At 71.3% G+C, this 17,245-nt stretch carries 16 protein-coding genes; 2 read left to right on the forward strand and 14 right to left on the reverse strand.

Features of this window, described 5'->3' with window-relative positions:
- Nucleotides 1-55: 55 nt before the first annotated feature.
- From ACZ42A_RS30280 to pgsA, 14 genes are all read right to left on the reverse strand, one after another.
- Entirely contained in the window at nucleotides 56-595 is a 540-nt protein-coding gene (locus tag ACZ42A_RS30280; protein ID WP_468530471.1) for an adenine phosphoribosyltransferase, read from the reverse strand.
- Nucleotides 592-1,707, reverse strand: coding sequence for a protein translocase subunit SecF (gene secF / locus ACZ42A_RS30285; protein WP_468530472.1), 1,116 nt, complete (start codon nucleotides 1,705-1,707; stop codon nucleotides 592-594). Before secF ends, ACZ42A_RS30280 begins: the two co-directional genes overlap by 4 nt.
- A 1-nt stretch (nucleotide 1,708) precedes the next feature.
- Nucleotides 1,709-3,481: a protein translocase subunit SecD gene (secD, locus tag ACZ42A_RS30290; RefSeq protein ID WP_468530473.1), complete on the reverse strand. Its 1,773-nt coding sequence runs from the start codon at nucleotides 3,479-3,481 to the stop codon at nucleotides 1,709-1,711.
- 132 nt (nucleotides 3,482-3,613) lie between these two features.
- Nucleotides 3,614-4,090 (reverse strand): preprotein translocase subunit YajC, encoded by a 477-nt coding sequence (yajC, locus tag ACZ42A_RS30295; RefSeq protein WP_468530474.1) that lies wholly within the window; start codon nucleotides 4,088-4,090, stop codon nucleotides 3,614-3,616.
- Between the two features lie 163 nt (nucleotides 4,091-4,253).
- Complete coding sequence (gene ruvB, locus ACZ42A_RS30300) at nucleotides 4,254-5,324, reverse strand: Holliday junction branch migration DNA helicase RuvB (RefSeq protein ID WP_468530475.1); 1,071 nt, start codon at nucleotides 5,322-5,324, stop codon at nucleotides 4,254-4,256.
- Between the two features lie 196 nt (nucleotides 5,325-5,520).
- Nucleotides 5,521-6,126, reverse strand: coding sequence for a Holliday junction branch migration protein RuvA (gene ruvA / locus ACZ42A_RS30305; RefSeq protein WP_468530476.1), 606 nt, complete (start codon nucleotides 6,124-6,126; stop codon nucleotides 5,521-5,523).
- Complete coding sequence (gene ruvC / locus ACZ42A_RS30310; protein WP_468530477.1) at nucleotides 6,123-6,689, reverse strand: crossover junction endodeoxyribonuclease RuvC; 567 nt, start codon at nucleotides 6,687-6,689, stop codon at nucleotides 6,123-6,125. Before ruvC ends, ruvA begins: the two co-directional genes overlap by 4 nt.
- Nucleotides 6,690-6,806: 117 nt before the next feature.
- Nucleotides 6,807-7,559 carry a YebC/PmpR family DNA-binding transcriptional regulator gene (locus ACZ42A_RS30315; protein ID WP_468530478.1) on the reverse strand — a complete coding sequence of 251 codons (753 nt, stop codon included), beginning with the start codon at nucleotides 7,557-7,559 and terminating at the stop codon, nucleotides 6,807-6,809.
- A gap of 66 nt (nucleotides 7,560-7,625) precedes the next feature.
- Nucleotides 7,626-8,231 carry a pyridoxal 5'-phosphate synthase glutaminase subunit PdxT gene (gene pdxT, locus ACZ42A_RS30320; RefSeq protein WP_468530479.1) on the reverse strand — a complete coding sequence of 202 codons (606 nt, stop codon included), beginning with the start codon at nucleotides 8,229-8,231 and terminating at the stop codon, nucleotides 7,626-7,628.
- A 57-nt stretch (nucleotides 8,232-8,288) separates the two neighbouring features.
- Nucleotides 8,289-9,200 (reverse strand): pyridoxal 5'-phosphate synthase lyase subunit PdxS, encoded by a 912-nt coding sequence (gene pdxS / locus ACZ42A_RS30325; protein ID WP_468530480.1) that lies wholly within the window; start codon nucleotides 9,198-9,200, stop codon nucleotides 8,289-8,291.
- 175 nt (nucleotides 9,201-9,375) lie between these two features.
- Nucleotides 9,376-9,918 (reverse strand): LemA family protein, encoded by a 543-nt coding sequence (locus ACZ42A_RS30330; RefSeq protein ID WP_468530481.1) that lies wholly within the window; start codon nucleotides 9,916-9,918, stop codon nucleotides 9,376-9,378.
- A 164-nt stretch (nucleotides 9,919-10,082) separates the two neighbouring features.
- Nucleotides 10,083-11,252, reverse strand: coding sequence for a glycosyltransferase family 4 protein (locus ACZ42A_RS30335; RefSeq protein WP_468530482.1), 1,170 nt, complete (start codon nucleotides 11,250-11,252; stop codon nucleotides 10,083-10,085).
- The gene (locus ACZ42A_RS30340) at nucleotides 11,249-12,157 is read right to left on the reverse strand and encodes a phosphatidylinositol mannoside acyltransferase (RefSeq protein ID WP_468530483.1); all 909 of its coding nucleotides are present in this window, start codon (nucleotides 12,155-12,157) and stop codon (nucleotides 11,249-11,251) included. The genes ACZ42A_RS30335 and ACZ42A_RS30340 overlap by 4 nt, the downstream gene beginning before the upstream one ends.
- A complete protein-coding gene (pgsA, locus tag ACZ42A_RS30345) occupies nucleotides 12,154-12,894 on the reverse strand; it encodes a phosphatidylinositol phosphate synthase (RefSeq protein ID WP_468530606.1) in 741 nt (246 codons plus the stop codon). The genes ACZ42A_RS30340 and pgsA overlap by 4 nt, the downstream gene beginning before the upstream one ends.
- Nucleotides 12,895-13,120: 226 nt before the next feature.
- On the opposite strand from pgsA, the gene ACZ42A_RS30350 reads away from it, so the two are divergent.
- Nucleotides 13,121-15,319, forward strand: a complete 2,199-nt coding sequence (locus ACZ42A_RS30350) for an elongation factor G-like protein EF-G2 (RefSeq protein ID WP_468530484.1) — start codon at nucleotides 13,121-13,123, stop codon at nucleotides 15,317-15,319.
- A 183-nt stretch (nucleotides 15,320-15,502) separates the two neighbouring features.
- A complete protein-coding gene (locus tag ACZ42A_RS30355) occupies nucleotides 15,503-17,158 on the forward strand; it encodes a hypothetical protein (RefSeq protein ID WP_468530485.1) in 1,656 nt (551 codons plus the stop codon).
- Nucleotides 17,159-17,245 lie beyond the last annotated feature (87 nt).

A 17,245-nucleotide genomic window follows, 5' to 3' on the forward strand; every position in this document is an offset into this window, starting at 1 on the left:
TCCTACGGCCGTCCAGGCGGCGTTGTCCGGCCGTCCGCGCGGCCTCGTGCCGTGCTCAGACGACGAGCAGCGCCTCCAGCGGAGCGCCGTCGAGGGCCGGTGCCAGGCGGCTGCGGCCGTCGAGGAAAGCCAGCTCCATCAGCACCGCGACGCCCGCGACCTGGGCGCCGGCGCGGCGGATCAGCTGGAGGGAGGCCTCGGCGGTGCCGCCGGTGGCGAGTACGTCGTCGATGACCAGGACGCGGTCGTCCGCGGTGAGGTCCTCGGCGTGCACCTCGATCTCCGCCGAGCCGTACTCCAGGTCGTAGGCCTGGCGCAGGGTGGCTCCGGGGAGCTTGCCCGCCTTGCGGACCGGGATGAAGCCGACGCCCGCGCGGACGGCGACCGGGGCGCCGAGGATGAAGCCACGGGCCTCCAGGCCGACGATCTTGGTGGCGCCGGTGCGCTCCACGATCTCGGCCAGTGCGTCGGTGAGCGCGGTGAAGGCCGCCGGGTCCGCCAGGAGCGGGGTGATGTCCTTGAACATCACCCCGGGCTCCGGGTAGTCCGCGACATCGCGGATGCGGCTGAGCAGCAGCTCCTTGATGTCGGTCATCGGCGCTTCCCGGAGGGTCGGCCGCGGCGGGTGCGGGGCCCGGACTGGTCGCGCGGGCCGACGACCGCGGGGGCGGCGTCCTCGTCGGCGTACGCCTCGTCGGCGATCTCCTCCGTCTGCGGCTCGCCCTGGTCGCCGCCCTGCGCCCGCTTGGCCAGGACGCGCTTCTTCAGGGCCTTCATCTGCGGCTCGCGCTCCTTGAGGTCGGCGACGAGCGGCGTGGCGATGAAGATCGAGGAGTAGGCACCGGCGGCGAGGCCGACGAACAGCGACAGCGAGATGTCGTTGAGCATGCCGGCGCCGAGGACGCCGCCGCCGATGAACAGCAGGCCCGCCACCGGCAGCAGCGCGACCACCGTGGTGTTGATCGAGCGGACCAGGGTGCTGTTGATCGACCGATTGGCGATGTCGCTGTAGGTCCAGCGGGTCTGCTTGGTGATGTCCTTCGTCTGCTCCTTGAGGCTGTCGAAGACGACGACCGTGTCGTAGAGCGAGTAACCGAGGATGGTCAGCAGACCGATCACCGTGCCCGGCGTGACCTCGAAGCCGACGAGGGCGTAGATGCCGACCGTGATGGTGATGTCGTGGATCAGGGCGACGAACGCCGCGACCGCCATCCGCCACTCGAAGGCGATCGCCAGGTAGATCACCACGAGGATCAGGAAGATGCCGAGGCCCTGCCAGGCCTTGTTCGCAATCTGGTCACCCCAGCTGGGGCCGACCAGCTCGGCGTTGATCGACTCGGTGTCGACCTTCATGTCCTCGGCCAGCCGGTCCTTGATCTGGTCGGACCGCTCGGTGTCGATGCCCGCGACCTGGATGCGCAGCGCACCGTCGCTGCTGTTGCCGAGCTTCTGGACGATCGCGTCGTGGCCGGAGGCCTCTTCCGCGTACTCCTCGGCCTGGGCGACGGAGACGGAGGTCTTCCCGGTGGTGAAGACGGCACCGCCCTGGAACTCGATGCCCATGTTCAGGCCGCGCACCGCCAGGCCGACGATGGCCGTGATGGTGATCAGTATCGAGATGCCGTACCAGATCTTGCGGTTCTTGACGAAGTCGTAGCCGACCTCGCCACGGTGCAGTCGGGCGCCGAGGTTGCCGAGCTTCGACATCTCAGGCCTCCTTCGTTTCGACGGGGCCGGCGGCCGGACGGCGGGTGCGGCGCAGTGGCGGCTGGGCACCGAGGCGCTTCGGGTCGAGGCCGGACCAGGAGTGGCCGTCCGCGAAGAACTTGCGGCGGGCGAGCAGCGTCAGCAGCGGCTTGGTGAAGAAGAACACGACCACGACGTCGAGGACGGTGGTCAGGCCGAGCGTGAAGGCGAAGCCCTGGACCTTGCCGACGGTGACGATGAAGAGCACCGCCGCGGCGAGGAAGGACACGAAGTCGGAGACCAGGATGGTGCGCCGGGCGCGCGGCCAGGCCCGCTCGACCGCGGGGCGCAGCGAGCGGCCCTCGCGGATCTCGTCCCGGACCCGTTCGAAGTAGACGATGAACGAGTCCGCCGTGATGCCGATGGCGACGATGGCACCGCAGACGGCCGGCAGGTTCAGCGCGAAGCCGATGGCCGGGCCGAGCAGCGACATGATCACGTAGGTGAGGGCGGCGGAGACCAGCAGCGAGGCGATCGCGATGAGCGACAGGCCGCGGTAGTAGACCACCAGGTAGAGCACGACCAGGGCGAGGCCGATGGCGCCCGCGATCAGACCGGCCTGCAGCTGCTCGCCGCCGAGCGCCGCGGTCACCGTGGTGACGCTGTCCTCCTTGAAGGTCAGCGGGAGGGCGCCGTACGACAGCATGTTGGCGAGGCCCTGGGCCTCCTGCTGGGTGAAGCTGCCGGAGATCTCGGCGTTGCCGCCGGTGATCGCCTGGTTGACGTACGGGCTGGAGACGACGTCGCCGTCCAGGACGATGCCGAACTGGTTCTGCGGGGAGGGGTTCTGCGCCAGCTTGCCGGTGATGTCGGCGAACTTCTTGTCGCCGCTGGAGGTGAAGTCCATCTGGACCTTCCAGCCGGCGCCGCTCTGCGTGTCGTAGACGGCCTGGGCCTTCTTGACCTCGGTGCCGTCGACGGCGGCCGGGCCGAGCAGGTACTTGTACCAGACGCCCTGGATCTCGCCGCAGCCGACGGTGGTGTCCTCGGGCTTGGCGCCGTCGCCGGCCTTGTTCCGGGCGCTCTCCTTGGAGCAGTCGAGCGCGGCGTAGGCGGCCTGGGCGTCACTGTCGGAGCCGGTGCCGCCGGTCGCGGACGGGGAGGGGCTGGCCGACGGGGAGCCGGTGGCGCTGCCGGACGGGGTGGGGTCGGCCTTCAGGGCGTCGGTGACGGCACGGCCCTGGGTGGTGGCGGAGGCCGAGGGGGTCGTCGCGGCGCCCGCGGAGGCGGACGCGGACGGGCTCGCCTTGTCGTCGGCCTTGCCGGAGGCGCTGGGAGAGGCGCTCGGAGAGCCGCTGGGCGAGGGGCTGGTGGGGGCGGCGCCGCCGGTGGGCTCGGTGGCCAGCACGGGGCGGAAGTAGAGCTTGGCGGTGGTGCCGACCTGATCCCGGGCCTGCTTGGAGTTGGTGCCCTTGGGGATGTTCACGATGATGTTGCGATCACCCTGCGTCTGGACTTCCGCCTCCGAGACGCCAAGACCGTTGACACGGCGCTCCATGATGGAGACCGCGGTGTCCATGTTGGTCTTGTTGATCGCTGCCTCGTTGCCGTCCTCCGCGACGGCGCGGAGCGTGATGCTCGTGCCGCCGGCCAGGTCGATGCCGAGCCGCGGAGTGGTGTGCCCGGAGGCGAACATGCCGCCGGTGAGCGCCACGATGGCGATCAGGATCAGGGCCAGCGAGCGCCCCGGCTTGCTCTGGGCGCTCGCGTTCCGGCCCCTTTTAGGTGCTGCCACCTTCTCGTACTCCCTCTCGGGCCGCCTCGCGCCCCGTGGGGGTGCGGGCGGCCATGACATGGTGTCGGGATCCCGCGCGTGATGCGCATGTCCCGGGGCGCGCGAGTGCCGCTCGCACGCCCCGGGACATCACTACTTCGCGTCGGTGTCGCCGTCGGTCTTCTTCGGCGCCTCGTCCGCGGTGTCGTCGGAGGGCTCCGCGTCCTTCTTACCGAGGTCGACGGACTTGTCGTCGGAGGCGGCGGCAGCGTCGGAGTCGCCGTCGGTCTCGGTGAGGGCGGAGGCGTCGTCCGGGACGACGTCCGAGTCGGACTTCAGGTCGTGCTCGATGCCGTGGACGATGCGGTTGTACTCGTCGTCCGACAGGACGGCACCGATCGAGTTCTTGGCGAAGAGCAGCTCGACGCCCGGCCCGGCGTCGAGGAGGACCGTGTCCTCGTTGACCTCCTTGACCGTTGCGTACATGCCCCCGATGGTGCGGACGCCGGAACCGGGCTGCATCTGGTTCCGCATCTCGATGGCCTGCTGCTGCTTCTTCTTGGCCGACCGGGTCATCAGGATCATGGCCCCGATGAGCACGATGAACGGGAGGAGGGTCACGAGACTCACGGGTCGGTACTTCCTTCACACGACCGCGATGGTGAGCGGCCTGATGGTTGGGGGTGTGTATGCCGCCGACTTAGGCGGCATCGGCGGAGTCTAAGCGAGTCCGCGCGCATGGAACAACGCTCAGCATGACACCGGGGTTCCTGCTCCGGCGAATCCCTCGCCGTCACGTCCCGAACAGGTCCTGTTGTCCGTTTCCCCCGCCGTGCGAGCGGGGCGGGGTGAGGCCGAGATGCGCCCATGCGGCCGGGGTGGCCACCCGTCCGCGGGGGGTGCGGGCCAGCAGACCCTCCCTGACCAGGAAGGGCTCGGCGACCTCCTCGACGGTCTCGCGCTCCTCCCCCACCGCGACGGCAAGCGTGGACAGGCCGACCGGTCCTCCGCCGAACAGCTTGAGCAGGGCCTCCAGAACGGCCCGGTCGAGGCGGTCGAGGCCGCGGGCGTCGACCTCGTAGACCGCCAGGGCCGCCGCCGCGATCTCCCGGGTGATGACGCCGTCGGCCTTGACCTGGGCGTAGTCGCGCACGCGGCGCAGCAGGCGGTTGGCGATCCGGGGCGTGCCCCGCGAGCGGCCGGCGATCTCGGCGGCGCCGTCCGGGTCGATCTCCACGTCCAGCAGGTGCGCGGAGCGGTGGACGACGCGCTGGAGCTCGGCGGGTTCGTAGAACTCCATGTGCGCGGTGAAGCCGAAGCGGTCGCGCAGCGGCGGTGGCAGCAGGCCCGCCCGGGTGGTGGCGCCGACCAGGGTGAACGGGGGCAGTTCGAGGGGGATGGCGGTGGCGCCGGGACCCTTGCCGACGATGACGTCGACGCGGAAGTCCTCCATCGCCATGTAGAGCATCTCCTCGGCGGGCCGGGACATGCGGTGGATCTCGTCGAGGAACAGCACCTCGCCCTCCTGGAGGGAGGAGAGGATCGCCGCGAGGTCGCCGGCGTGCTGGATGGCGGGGCCGGAGGTGATGCGGATGGGGGCGCCCATCTCGGCCGCGATGATCATCGACAGGGTGGTCTTGCCGAGGCCGGGGGCGCCGGAGAGCAGCACGTGGTCGGCGGTGGCGCCGCGCGCGCGGGCGGCGCGCAGCACGAGGTCCAGCTGCTCACGGACCTTCTCCTGGCCGATGAACTCGCCCAGGTCCTTGGGGCGCAGCGCGGCCTCGACGGCCTGGTCCTCACGGTCGGCGACAGAGCCCACCAGCCGCTCGGGGGCGGAGGTGTCGGTCGTGTCGTCCCAGTTCACTGAGATTCTCCTAGCTGGGTGTGCCCGGGAGCGTCGATCGGCCGGGGGTCCGGGGGTTGTCCCCCGGGAAGACACAGCATGGAGTGTGCCTCGGGGGTCGCGGTCGGATGGTCGTACGCGGATCAGGGCGCCGCCCGCGGGGGTGGTTTCCGGCCGAATCGGGGCCGGAGGGGCCTGTCCGCGGGCGGCGGGGGTGTCAGCGGGCTCTGTTCAGGGTCTGGAGCGCGGCCTTCAGCAACTGGCCGACCTGTGGGGTGCCCTCGGCCGCCTCGGCCTGCGGGGCCACGGCGGCGACGGCCTCGTCGGCCTCGCGGGTGGCGTAGCCAAGGCCGATCAGGGCGGCGTGCAGCTGGTCGCGCCAGCCGGAGCTGACCGGGGCGCCGACGGCGGGCGCGCCGAGGGGTTCGCCGAGGCGGTCCTTCAGCTCCAGCAGCAGCTTCTGGGCGCCCTTCTTGCCGATGCCGGGGACGGCGGTGAGCGCCTTCTCGTCACCGGTGGAGACCGCGCGGCGCAGGGCGTCGGGGGTGTGCACGGCGAGCATGGCCTGGGCGAGGCGGGGGCCGACGCCGCTCGCGGTCTGGAGCAGTTCGAAGACCTGGCGCTCGTCGTCGTCCGCGAAGCCGTACAGCGTGAGGGAGTCCTCCCGCACGACCAGGGAGGTGGCGAGCTTGGCCGGCCGGCCCACGCGGAGCGTGGACAGCGTGTTCGGCGTGCACTGGACGGCCATGCCGACACCGCCGACCTCGACCACCGCGGCGTCCGGGGCGAGGGCGGCGACCGTGCCGCTGACGAAGGCGATCATGTCGTACGGCCTTTCGTTGCGTGTGCTGCGTGCTGGGCGACCGCCTGCTGGAGGCGGTTCTGGGCGACGGCCTGCTGGAGCCGGTTCTGGGCGGGGGCGCGCCAGATGTGGCAGATGGCGAGGGCCAGGGCGTCGGCCGCGTCGGCGGGCTTGGGGGGCGCGGCCAGCCGCAGCAGGCGGGTGACCATGGCGCCGACCTGGGCCTTGTCCGCGCGGCCGGATCCGGTGACGGCGGCCTTGACCTCGCTGGGGGTGTGCAGGGCGACCGGGATGCCGCGGCGGGCGGCGCACAGCATGGCGACCGCGCTGGCCTGGGCGGTGCCCATCACCGTGCGGACGTTGTGCTGGCTGAAGACGCGCTCCACGGCCACATACTCGGGCCGGTGCTCGTCGAGCCACTGTTCGATGCCCTGCTCCACGGCGACGAGGCGGTCCCCCAGCTCGGCGTCGACCGGTGTGCGCACGACACCGACGCCGAGCATGGTGAGCGGTCTGCCGGGCACGCCCTCGACCACTCCGACACCGCACCGGGTCAGTCCCGGGTCCACCCCCAGTACGCGCACCCGCCCCTCCTTCGATCGCCTGTTTGTGCAGGCTATCGGGTGCCACTGACAACGCCGTGCAAAGCGACGGGCCGACGGGTGTGTCCCGTCGGCCCGTTCGGCTGCTCGCGTGCGGCGTCAGGCGCCGACGTTCTCCATGATCTCGTCGCTGACGTCGAAGTTCGCGAAGACGTTCTGGACGTCGTCGCTGTCCTCCAGTGCGTCGATCAGCTTGAAGATCTTCTTGGCGCCCTCCTCGTCCAGCTCGACCTGGACGGAGGGCACGAAGTTCGCCTCGGCGGACTCGTAGTCGATGCCGGCGTCCTGGAGGGCGGTGCGGACCGCGACCAGGTCGGTCGGCTCGCTGATGACCTCGAAGTTCTCGCCGAGGTCGTTGACCTCCTCGGCGCCGGCGTCCAGGACGGCCATGAGGACCTCGTCCTCGGTCAGCTCGCCCTTGGGGACGATGATGACGCCCTTGCGGTTGAACAGGTACGACACCGAGCCCGGGTCGGCCATGGAGCCGCCGTTGCGGGTCATGGCGACGCGGACCTCGGAGGCGGCGCGGTTGCGGTTGTCGGTCAGACACTCGATGAGCACCGCGACGCCGTTCGGGCCGTAGCCCTCGTACATGATCGTCTCGTAGTCGGCGCCACCGGCCTCCAGGCCGGCACCGCGCTTGACGGCGGAGTCGATGTTCTTGTTCGGTACCGAGCTCTTCTTCGCCTTCTGGATGGCGTCGTACAGCGTCGGGTTGCCGTCCGGGTCGGCGCCGCCCATCCGGGCCGCGACCTCGATGTTCTTGATCAGCTTCGCGAAGAGCTTGCCGCGCTTGGCATCGATCACGGCCTTCTTGTGCTTCGTCGTGGCCCATTTAGAGTGGCCGGACATCTGCCTGTCTCCTTCGCGTAACCAATCTCTGTAACGAACGCCTGAGATCCTACAAGGACTCCGGTGTTACTCCGGTGTCCGGTGGGCGCGCACCATGTCGACGAACAGGGAGTGCACGCGGTGGTCGCCGGTCAGTTCCGGGTGGAACGACGTGGCGAGCGCGTTGCCCTGGCGGACCGCGACGATGTGGCCGTCGTGCTCGGCCAGCACCTCGGCCTGGGCGCCGACGGACTCGACCCAGGGGGCGCGGATGAAGACGCCCTCCACAGGATCGCCCTCGATGCCCTTGACGTCGACGGTGGCCTCGAAGGACTCGTTCTGGCGGCCGAAGGCGTTGCGGCGGACGATCATGTCGATGCCGCCGATCGTCTCCTGGCCCGAGCGCGGGTCGAGGATCTTGTCGGCGAGCATGATCATGCCGGCGCAGGTGCCGTAGACCGGCATGCCGTCCCGCACACGCGCGCGGAGGGGCTCCATCACGCCGAAGAGGATGGCCAGCTTGGAGATGGTGGTGGACTCGCCGCCGGGGATGACGAGGCCGTCGACCTCGGCGAGTTCCTCGGGGCGCCGGACCGGCCTGGCCACGGCGTCGGCCGCGGCCAGGGCGATCAGGTGCTCCCGTACGTCGCCCTGGAGGGCCAGGACGCCTATGACAGGGGCTTCGTTGCTCATCAGGTGATTACCAGCTCAGGGTGATGACCAGCTCGGGGTGAGGACCGGCTCGGGTGATTACCAGCCGCGGTTGGCGTAGCGCTCGGCCTCGGGCAGGGTGTCGCAGTTGATGCCGACCATGGCCTCGCCCAGGTTGCGGGAGGCATCGGCGATGATCTTCGGGTCGTCGTAGAAGGTGGTGGCCTTCACGATGGCGGCGGCGCGCTTGGCCGGGTCGCCGGACTTGAAGATGCCGGAGCCGACGAAGACGCCCTCGGCGCCGAGCTGGCGCATCAGCGCGGCGTCGGCCGGGGTGGCCACACCACCGGCGGAGAACAGCACCACCGGGAGCTTGCCCAGCTCGGCGACCTCCTTGACCAGCTCGTACGGGGCACGCAGCTCCTTGGCGGCGGCGTACAGCTCGTGGTTGTCGTAGCCGCGGAGCCTGGCGATCTCGTTCTTGATCTGACGCAGGTGGCGGACGGCCTCGACCACGTTGCCGGTGCCGGCCTCGCCCTTGGAGCGGATCATCGCGGCGCCCTCGGCGATGCGGCGCAGGGCCTCGCCCAGGTTGGTGGCGCCACAGACGAAGGGGGTGGTGAACGCCCACTTGTCGGAGTGGTTGACCTCGTCGGCCGGGGTCAGCACCTCGGACTCGTCGATGTAGTCCACACCGAGGGACTGCAGCACCTGGGCCTCGACGAAGTGGCCGATACGCGACTTGGCCATGACCGGGATCGAGACGGCGTTGATGATGCCCTCGATCATGTCCGGGTCGGACATGCGGGCCACGCCGCCGTCCTTGCGGATGTCGGCCGGGACGCGCTCCAGCGCCATGACGGCGACGGCGCCCGCGTCCTCGGCGATCTTCGCCTGCTCCGGCGTGACGACGTCCATGATCACGCCGCCCTTGAGCTGCTCGGCCATGCCGCGCTTGACGCGCGCGGTGCCGGTCTCGGGGGCCTGGGCGGAGTTGGGGAGGGTGGACACGGGTTTGACCTCACTCGATGGAAAGAGGGTTTCTGCCTCACCGAGGAAACGCGAGGGGCCCAGGCCACAGCAAGGGCCAATGGGAAGGCGGTGGCTCGTTTTCCGGCCGAGGGCCCTGGCAGGGGGGTGGATGCGGGGTGCGGTGGGCGGCTCCGAGGTGGCCGAGGTGGCCCGCTCAGGCCGCGCGGTCCACCAGGGCGGCGGGCGGCTCGTCGTCCATCTCGAAGGCCATCGGGAAGGGGGCGTGGCCGGCCAGGCGGAACCAGCGGACCTTGCGGTGCTCGCGGAGCCTGCGCGCGGCGCCCACCGCGTCGTTGTGGAACCGCCGTGCCATCGGCACCCTGCGCACGGCCTCCGTGAGCTCGCGGGCCGCCTCCTCGCCGCCGGGGGCCTCCCGTACCGCCTCGACCTGCTGCGGGTCCGCGAAGACGGCGCGCAGCGCCTGGCTCAGCTCGCTCTCGGCAACCTCCCGCTGCTCCTCCTCGGCCTGCCGCGCGGCGTGCGCGGCCTCGTACAGCACGATCGAGGCGGCCGGGTCGAGCACCCCGGACGTGGCCAGTTCCTGTGCCACCGAAGCCCTGCGCAGCAGCTGGGCGTCGAGCGCGGCACGGGCGGCGTCGATCCGGGCGTGCAGCCGGTCCAGCCGGCCGGCCGTCCAGCTCAGGTAGAGGCCGATCGCGACGAGGGCGACGAGGATCCAGATGAGGGTTTCGGTCACGGGCGGCAAGGCTACCGGGGCGCTGCGCCGCTTCCGCCGGGTGCCTCAGGTGGCCGGAGTCCTGGCGGCTGCCGCCCCCAGACCCCCGCTTCGCCCTGAACGGCCTCGTCCTCAAGCGCCGGACGGGCTTCTTCTACTCACCCGCCGCAACGGGGCTCCGGCTCTCAGTCCCGCGCCAGACCGAACCGCGCCCGCAGCCCGCCCCCGCCGGCCCCCTCGTCCGCCGCCACCGCCGCCGCGCCGGCCGTGACCGTCTCGTACACCGACAGGATGTCCGCGCCGACGGTCGACCAGTCGAAGCGGCGGACGTGGGCGCTGCCGCGGGCGCTCAGCTCGGCGCGGCGCAGCGGGTCGCCCAGCAGCCGCAGCGCCGCCTCCGCGAGCGCGTCCGCGTCCTCGTTGGCGAACAGCTCGCCCGCCGCGCCCCGGTCGAGGACCTGGGCGAAGGCGTCGAGGTCGGAGGCCAGCACCGGAGCGCCGGCCGACATCGCCTCGACGAGGATGATGCCGAAGCTCTCGCCGCCGGTGTTGGGGGCGACGTACAGGTCGACGCTGCGCAGGAATCGCGCCTTGTCCTCGTCGCTGACCATGCCGAGGAACTCCACGCGTGAGCGCAGCTCGGCCGGCAGGGACGCGACCGCCTCCTCCTCGTCGCCTCGTCCGGCGACCAGCAGCCGGGTCTGCGGGCGTTCGGCGAGGATGCGGGGCAGCGCCCGCATCAGCACCGGCAGGCCCTTGCGGGGCTCGTCGATGCGCCCTATGAAGCCGATCGTGTCGCCCTGCCAGGCCGGGTTCGGCTCGGCCTTGGCGAAGAAGTCCACGTCGACGCCGTTGGGGATGACCACCGCGTCGCCGCCGAGGTGTTCCACCAGGGTGCGGCGGGCGTACTCGCTCACCGCGATCCGCGCGCTGATCTTCTCCAGCGCCGCCTGGAGGATCGAGTACGCGGCGATCATCGCGCGCGAGCGCGGGTTGGACGTGTGGAACGTGGCCACGATCGGGCCCTGCGCCGCCCAGCAGGTCAGCAGGCCCAGCGACGGGGACGCCGGCTCGTGGATGTGGATGACGTCGAACGCGCCGTCGTGCAGCCAGCGGCGTACGCGGGCGGCCGAGAGGAAGCCGAAGTTCAGGCGGGCCACCGAGCCGTTGTACGGCACCGGGACCGCGCGGCCGGCCGAGACTACGTACGGCGGCAGCGGGGTGTCGTCGTCGGCGGGGGCGAGGACGGACACCTCGTGGCCGAGGCGGATGAAGTACTCGGCGAGGTCGCGGATGTGGAACTGGACGCCGCCCGGCACGTCCCACGAGTAGGGGCAGACGATGCCGATCCTCACGACGGCCCCTTCGCGGGGTCGAGGTCAGAGAGCCACAAGCGCTGGAGCATGTGCCAGTCCTCCGGGTGGTCGGCGATTCCCTGGGCGAAGGCGTCTGCGAGCGCCTGTGTCATGACAGACGTCTTCTCGGCCCGGGTGCCTGACTCCGGTACCTCGATCGGGGGATGCAACCGCCCCCGCATGACGGGCGAGTCGTCGTACCACAGCGTCACCGGGAGCAGGAGTGCGCCGGTCTGCTGGGCCAGCAGCGCGGGGCCGGCGGGCATCCGCGCGGTGTCGCCGAAGAACGTGACCTCGACGCCGGACGCGGACAGGTCGCGGTCGGCGACCAGGCAGACCAGCCCGCCGTCGCGCAGCCGCCGGGCGAGCGTGCCGAAGGCGGAGCCGCCGTTGTGCGGCAGCACCTCCATGCCGAGGCCCTCGCGGTAGGCGACGAAGCGGTCGTACAGCGTCTCCGGCTTCAGGCGCTCCGCGACCGTCGTGAAGGGTGTGTTGAGCTTGGTGGTGACCCAGGCGCCCGCCAGGTCCCAGTTGGCCAGGTGCGGCAGGGCGAGGATGACGCCCTTGCCGGCGGCGAGACCGTCGGTGAGGTAGTGCAGGTCCTTGGGGTCGAAGCCGGTCCTGACGCGCTCGGCGCTCCACGCCGGGAGCCGGAAGGACTCCATCCAGTAGCGCAGGTACGAGCGCATGCCCGCGCGGGACAGCTCCGCCAGCCGCTCCGGGGTGGCGTCGGGCACCACGCGCGCGTAGTTGCTCTCCAGCCGCCGCACGCCCTTACCGCGCTGCTTCCAGGCGATGTCGGCGATGGTCCGCCCGAGCCGCACCGCGACCGGCTCGGGGAGCTTCTTCACGGTGCTCCAGCCGAGCCCGTACAGCGCGTCCGTCAGGCGCTCCTGGACGCTCATTTCGCCGCCTCGCTCCCCCTGGGAGCATTCTCCTGCTCCTCGGCGGCCGCCGCCTCCGCCTCCGCGGACTCCCTGCGGACCGTGACGACCCGCTGCACCAGCGTGACCAGGCTGCCCACGGCGACGATCCACAGCGCGACCGGCAGCAGGACGTCGATGCCCGGCACGCCGAACGCGTGCAGACCGGCCAGTCCGGCCGCGACCAGGGAGATCACCAGCCGCTCGGCGCGTTCGACGAGCCCGTTGACGGCGACCGGCAGACCGATCGACTCGCCGCGCGCCTTGGTGTACGACACCACCTGGCCGCTGGCCAGGCAGAAGATCGACACCGCGCACAGAACGTTGTCGTCGCCGCCGCCCGCGTACCACAGGGCGAACCCGCCGAAGATCGCGCCGTCGGCGACCCGGTCCAGGGTGGAGTCCAGGAAGGCGCCCCAGCGGCTGGAGCGGCCCAGCTGGCGGGCCATGTTGCCGTCGACCAGGTCGGAGAAGACGAACAGCGTGATGACGACCGTGCCCCAGAAGAACTCGCCCCTGGGGTAGAAGACCAGCGCGCCCGCGATCACACCGGCGGTGCCGATCAGCGTGACCGTGTCGGGGCTCACGCCCCGGCGGATGAGAAACGCGGCGAACGGTGTGAGGACACGCGTGAAGAATGCACGCGCGTACTTGTTCAGCATGGCCTTCCCGAGGGTCGGTGTCGCCGGGCGGCCCCTGCTGGCCGCCGGCTGGCCCATCGTAGCCACGCGTGCGCGTGGGTGACGGGCGGGCACCCGCACCGGTCGGTGCCATCCGGCGAACGGCTCGCAACCGCCGGCCGGCGACGGGTTCCGGTCCTTCGTATGGACGCACCGTGACGGGAGTGGAAAGCTCGAAGGATCGCGGGCGTCGCCGGAGCCGCTCGCACGCGGCCCCCGCGTGTCCGCGCCCACAGTGACCTCACCGTGCACGGGAGGCAGGATCATGGGCGACAAGGCGAACGCACACCCTGGAGCCGCCGGCAGGGCTACGGCGGCCGACCACCCCGCGTCCGTACGGAATGTGGTGCTGGTCGGCCACTCCGGTTCGGGCAAGACGACTCTGGTGGAGGCTCTCGCGCTGACCGCGGGAGCGGTGAACCGGGCGGGCCGCGTGGAGGACGGCGGCACCGTCTCCGACTACGACGAGATCGAGCACCGCCAGCAGCGCTCGGTGCAGCTCTCGCTGGTGCCCGTCGAATGGGACGGGATCAAGATCAATCTCCTCGACACTCCGGGATACGCCGACTTCGTCGGGGAGCTGCGGGCCGGTCTGCGCGCGGCGGACGCGGCCCTCTTCGTCGTCTCCGCCTCCGACGGCGTGGACGGCTCGACCCGCATGGTGTGGGACGAGTGCGCGGCCGTCGGCATGCCCCGCGCGATCGTCATCACGCACCTGGAGGCCGCCCGCGCGGACTTCGAGGAGATGACGCGGATCTGCGCCGAGGCCTTCGGCGGCGACGACCCCGACGCCGTGCTGCCGCTGTACCTGCCGCTGCACGGCCCGCAGGCCCCGGACGGGCACGCGCCCGTGACCGGCCTGATCGGACTGCTCTCGCAGCAGCTGTTCGACTACTCCAGCGGGGAGCGCAAGGAATCCGAGCCGGGCGAGGACCAGCTGCCGCTGATCGAGGAGGCCCGCAACCGGCTGATCGAGGGGATCATCGCCGAGAGCGAGGACGAGACCCTCATGGACCGCTACCTGGGCGGCGAGCAGATCGACCTCAAGACGCTCGTGGAGGACCTGGAGCGGGCCGTGGCCCGGGGCACCTTCTTCCCCGTCCTGGCCGCGGCACCGGCCGCCGAGGGCGCCCGCCAGGGCATCGGCACGGTGGAGCTGCTGGAGCTGATCACCCGCGGGTTCCCGACCCCGTTCGAGCACCCCACCCCCACGGTCACCACGATCGACGGCAGGCCGCGCGAGCTGAAACCCTGCGACGTCGACGGTCCGCTGGTCGCCGAGGTCGTCAAGACCTCCTCCGACCCGTACGTCGGCCGGATCTCCCTGGTGCGGATCTTCTCCGGCACCCTGCGCCCCGACCAGACCGTCCACGTCTCCGGGCACGGCCTCGCCGACCGCGGCCACGAGGACCACGACGTCGACGAGCGCGTCGGCGCGCTGTCCGTGCCGTTCGGCAAACAGCAGCGACCGGTGACGCACGCCGTCGCGGGCGACCTGGTCTGCGTGGCGAAACTCGGCCGCGCGGAGACTGGCGACACCCTCTCCGCCAAGGACGACCCGCTCCTGATGGAGCCCTGGCAGATGCCCGACCCGCTGCTGCCGCTCGCCATCCAGGCGCACAGCAAGGCCGACGAGGACAAACTCTCCCAGGGTCTGGCCCGGCTGGTCGCCGAGGATCCGACGATGCGCCTCGAGCAGAACCAGGACACCCACCAGGTGGTGCTGTGGTGCCTGGGCGAGGCCCACGCGGACGTCGCGCTGGAGCGGCTGCGCAGCCGCTACGGCGTCCAGGTCGACGTCGTACCGCACAAGGTCTCCCTCCGGGAGACGTTCGCGGCGAAGTCGGCCGGACGCGGACGGCATGTGAAGCAGTCCGGCGGACATGGGCAGTACGCCATCTGCGAGATCGAGGTCGAGCCGCTGCCCGGCGGCTCCGGCATCGAGTTCGTCGACAAGGTGGTCGGCGGCGCCGTGCCGCGCCAGTTCATCCCGTCCGTGGAGAAGGGCGTACGGGCCCAGGCCGCCAAGGGCGTCGCCGCCGGCTACCCGCTCATCGACGTCCGGGTCACCCTGCTCGACGGCAAGGCGCACTCCGTGGACTCCTCCGACGCCGCCTTCCAGACGGCCGGCGCGCTCGCGCTGCGGGAGGCCGCCGCCGACGCGAAGATCCATCTGCTGGAGCCGGTGGCCGAGGTGAGCGTCCTGGTCGGCGACGAGTACGTCGGCGCCGTGATGAGCGACCTGTCGGGGCGACGCGGCCGGCTGCTCGGCACCGAGCAGACACCCGGGGGGCGCACGCTGGTGCGCGCCGAGGTACCCGAGATCGAGATCGGACGGTACGCCGTCGATCTGCGCTCCCTGTCGCACGGCACGGCGCGCTTCGACCGCCGGTACGCCCGGCACGAACCGATGCCCCCGCAGGTCGCCGAACGCGTACGCGAACAGGAGCGGGCCGCCTCCTAGTTGGGACACCGGAGCGCCCAAGTGACCCGTGAGGACGCTCCCCTGCCGGATCGGCGGACGGCTTCGGCCGTCCGCCGACGAATGTCAGTGCCTGCGGATACGCTGATGACCTGATCAACAGGTGTGCGAAGCAAGGAAGTCGGGAAGGCCGCAGGACGACACCGGCGGCGAGTGGGGGCGGGAATGACCGTTGAGAGCGGTTACGCGGACATCTTCGGACCGCAGGTGCCGCGCACGGGCGACGAGGGCCAGACGGCGACCTTCGCGCTGGCCTCGGCGGCCTACCGGGACAACCCCGTGGAGGACATCAAGAAGGCCGACAACGACTGGCACCAGTCGACCGTCAACGCCGGCAAGCTGGCCCTGTTCAAGCCGAACCTGGGCGAGGCGTTCTCCCGCGCGGTGGTCGACCGCATGCTGGGCAGCGGCCGCAAGCCGCTCATCCAGTCGTTCGGCACCCAGCCCCAGGTGGTCGTCGAGCACTGCCTGGCCGCCAACCGCATCCGCCGCGAGCGCGACAACAAACTCACCGCGATCATGGCGCTGTGCGGCCTGGTCTTCCTCCCCGGCCTCCTGGTGTGGCTGCTGGTCTTCCAGCTGCGCTCCACCATGGCCAAGGGCGACAACAAGCGCGTCTCCGCGGCGGCCACCGCCCTGCTCGTCGCCGTCGGCGCGCTCGCCGTGATCTTCCTGATCCGGATGCCGTTCACCGGCTTCTGGGGGTGGTACGCCCGCGCGGCGATCGTCGCCCCGGTCGTCGGCTGGTTCTGGGCCAAGCAGGTCTGCGAGCGCACCGCGAAGGACCTGCGGGAGCGCTGGGACAGCCTCCTGTCGGGCAGCAGCGTCGGCGCCAAGGTCCCGGAGGCCGTGCCCAGCAGCCCCGGCGAGACCGCCGCCGAGCAGCTGCGCCAGTCCCTGGCGAAGCTCAGCGCCGAACAGCAGTCGAACTCGGTGTTCTACGCCGGCCCCAAGGGCATCCTCGGCATGGGCACCCGCTGGGGCTCCTGGCAGCTCGCCGAGGAGCTGGTCCCGGCCCACCCCGATCGCGAGATCCACCCGTTCCGCAGCTGGGACGTCATACGGTCGATCCACGACCAGCTGCGCATGCTGGAGCGCGGCCCGCTGAACACCGGCGGCTTCCCGGCCCCGTCGATACGGCACTGGATCGTCACCCCGGTCGGCGAGAACGCCAAGGCGGTCTCCCGGCCGGAGGGCACCGACGTCGAGGCCTACCAGGTCAAGCCGCACGCCATACAGGACATCTGCAACAAGCAGCAGTTCGGCGCCGGCGACCGGCACTACCTCGGCGTGCAGTGGACGCTGTGGGACGGCCAGCTGGTGCTCACCATGCTGATCACCGTCACGGTGCTGCACGCCACCCTGCGCATCGAGGTCACCGGCCACGCCCTGGGCCCCGTGAACGGCCTGTTCACCAGCAAGTCGGAGGCGCCGACCAAGTCGGTCACCAAGTCGCTCAAGCCGTGGGAGTCGCGCACGGTGAAGCTGCCGCTGGTCAACAGCGACGAGGTGGTCCGGCTCGCCGTCCGCGCGCCGATCACCTGGTATCCCCCGCTGCTGAACTGGCTCGGCGGCTCGATCGCCCTGCCCGAGCCGTTCGGCCTGCGGCACGCCTGGGCCGACCAGCCCTGGCGCCACCGCTTCATGGCCGACGACGCCCTGCGCGCCGCGACACCGGTGCTCCGCGTGGTGCACGCCGCGGCGATCAAGGTCCTCGAGGAGAACGGCGTCGACACGGAGAAGTTCGGCTCCCGCTCCGCCTTCCTCAGCACGGCGGTGCAGGACCCGTCACCGCGCAAGGCGGACGTGTACGACGCGTAGGCCTCCGGCGGTTCAGCCGCGTGGTGGGTCCGGGTGGCCGCCCCTGAGGGCTGCGCCCCCAGAACCCCGCTGCGGCCTGAACGGCCG

This window comes from Streptomyces sp. NPDC030838, from assembly GCF_055572035.1.

What these genes read in the sequence shown, in the direction of transcription:
- ACZ42A_RS30280 (WP_468530471.1), bottom strand. Translation starts at nt 595, where the DNA reads ATGACCGACATCAAGGAGCTGCTGCTCAGCCGCATCCGCGATGTCGCG.
- secF (WP_468530472.1), bottom strand. Translation starts at nt 1,707, where the DNA reads ATGTCGAAGCTCGGCAACCTCGGCGCCCGACTGCACCGTGGCGAGGTC.
- ruvA (WP_468530476.1), bottom strand. Translation starts at nt 6,126, where the DNA reads ATGATCGCCTTCGTCAGCGGCACGGTCGCCGCCCTCGCCCCGGACGCC.
- ACZ42A_RS30315 (WP_468530478.1), bottom strand. Translation starts at nt 7,559, where the DNA reads ATGTCCGGCCACTCTAAATGGGCCACGACGAAGCACAAGAAGGCCGTG.
- pdxT (WP_468530479.1), bottom strand. Translation starts at nt 8,231, where the DNA reads ATGAGCAACGAAGCCCCTGTCATAGGCGTCCTGGCCCTCCAGGGCGAC.
- ACZ42A_RS30340 (WP_468530483.1), bottom strand. Translation starts at nt 12,157, where the DNA reads ATGAGCGTCCAGGAGCGCCTGACGGACGCGCTGTACGGGCTCGGCTGG.
- pgsA (WP_468530606.1), bottom strand. Translation starts at nt 12,894, where the DNA reads ATGGGCCAGCCGGCGGCCAGCAGGGGCCGCCCGGCGACACCGACCCTC.
- ACZ42A_RS30350 (WP_468530484.1), top strand. Translation starts at nt 13,121, where the DNA reads ATGGGCGACAAGGCGAACGCACACCCTGGAGCCGCCGGCAGGGCTACG.
- ACZ42A_RS30355 (WP_468530485.1), top strand. Translation starts at nt 15,503, where the DNA reads ATGACCGTTGAGAGCGGTTACGCGGACATCTTCGGACCGCAGGTGCCG.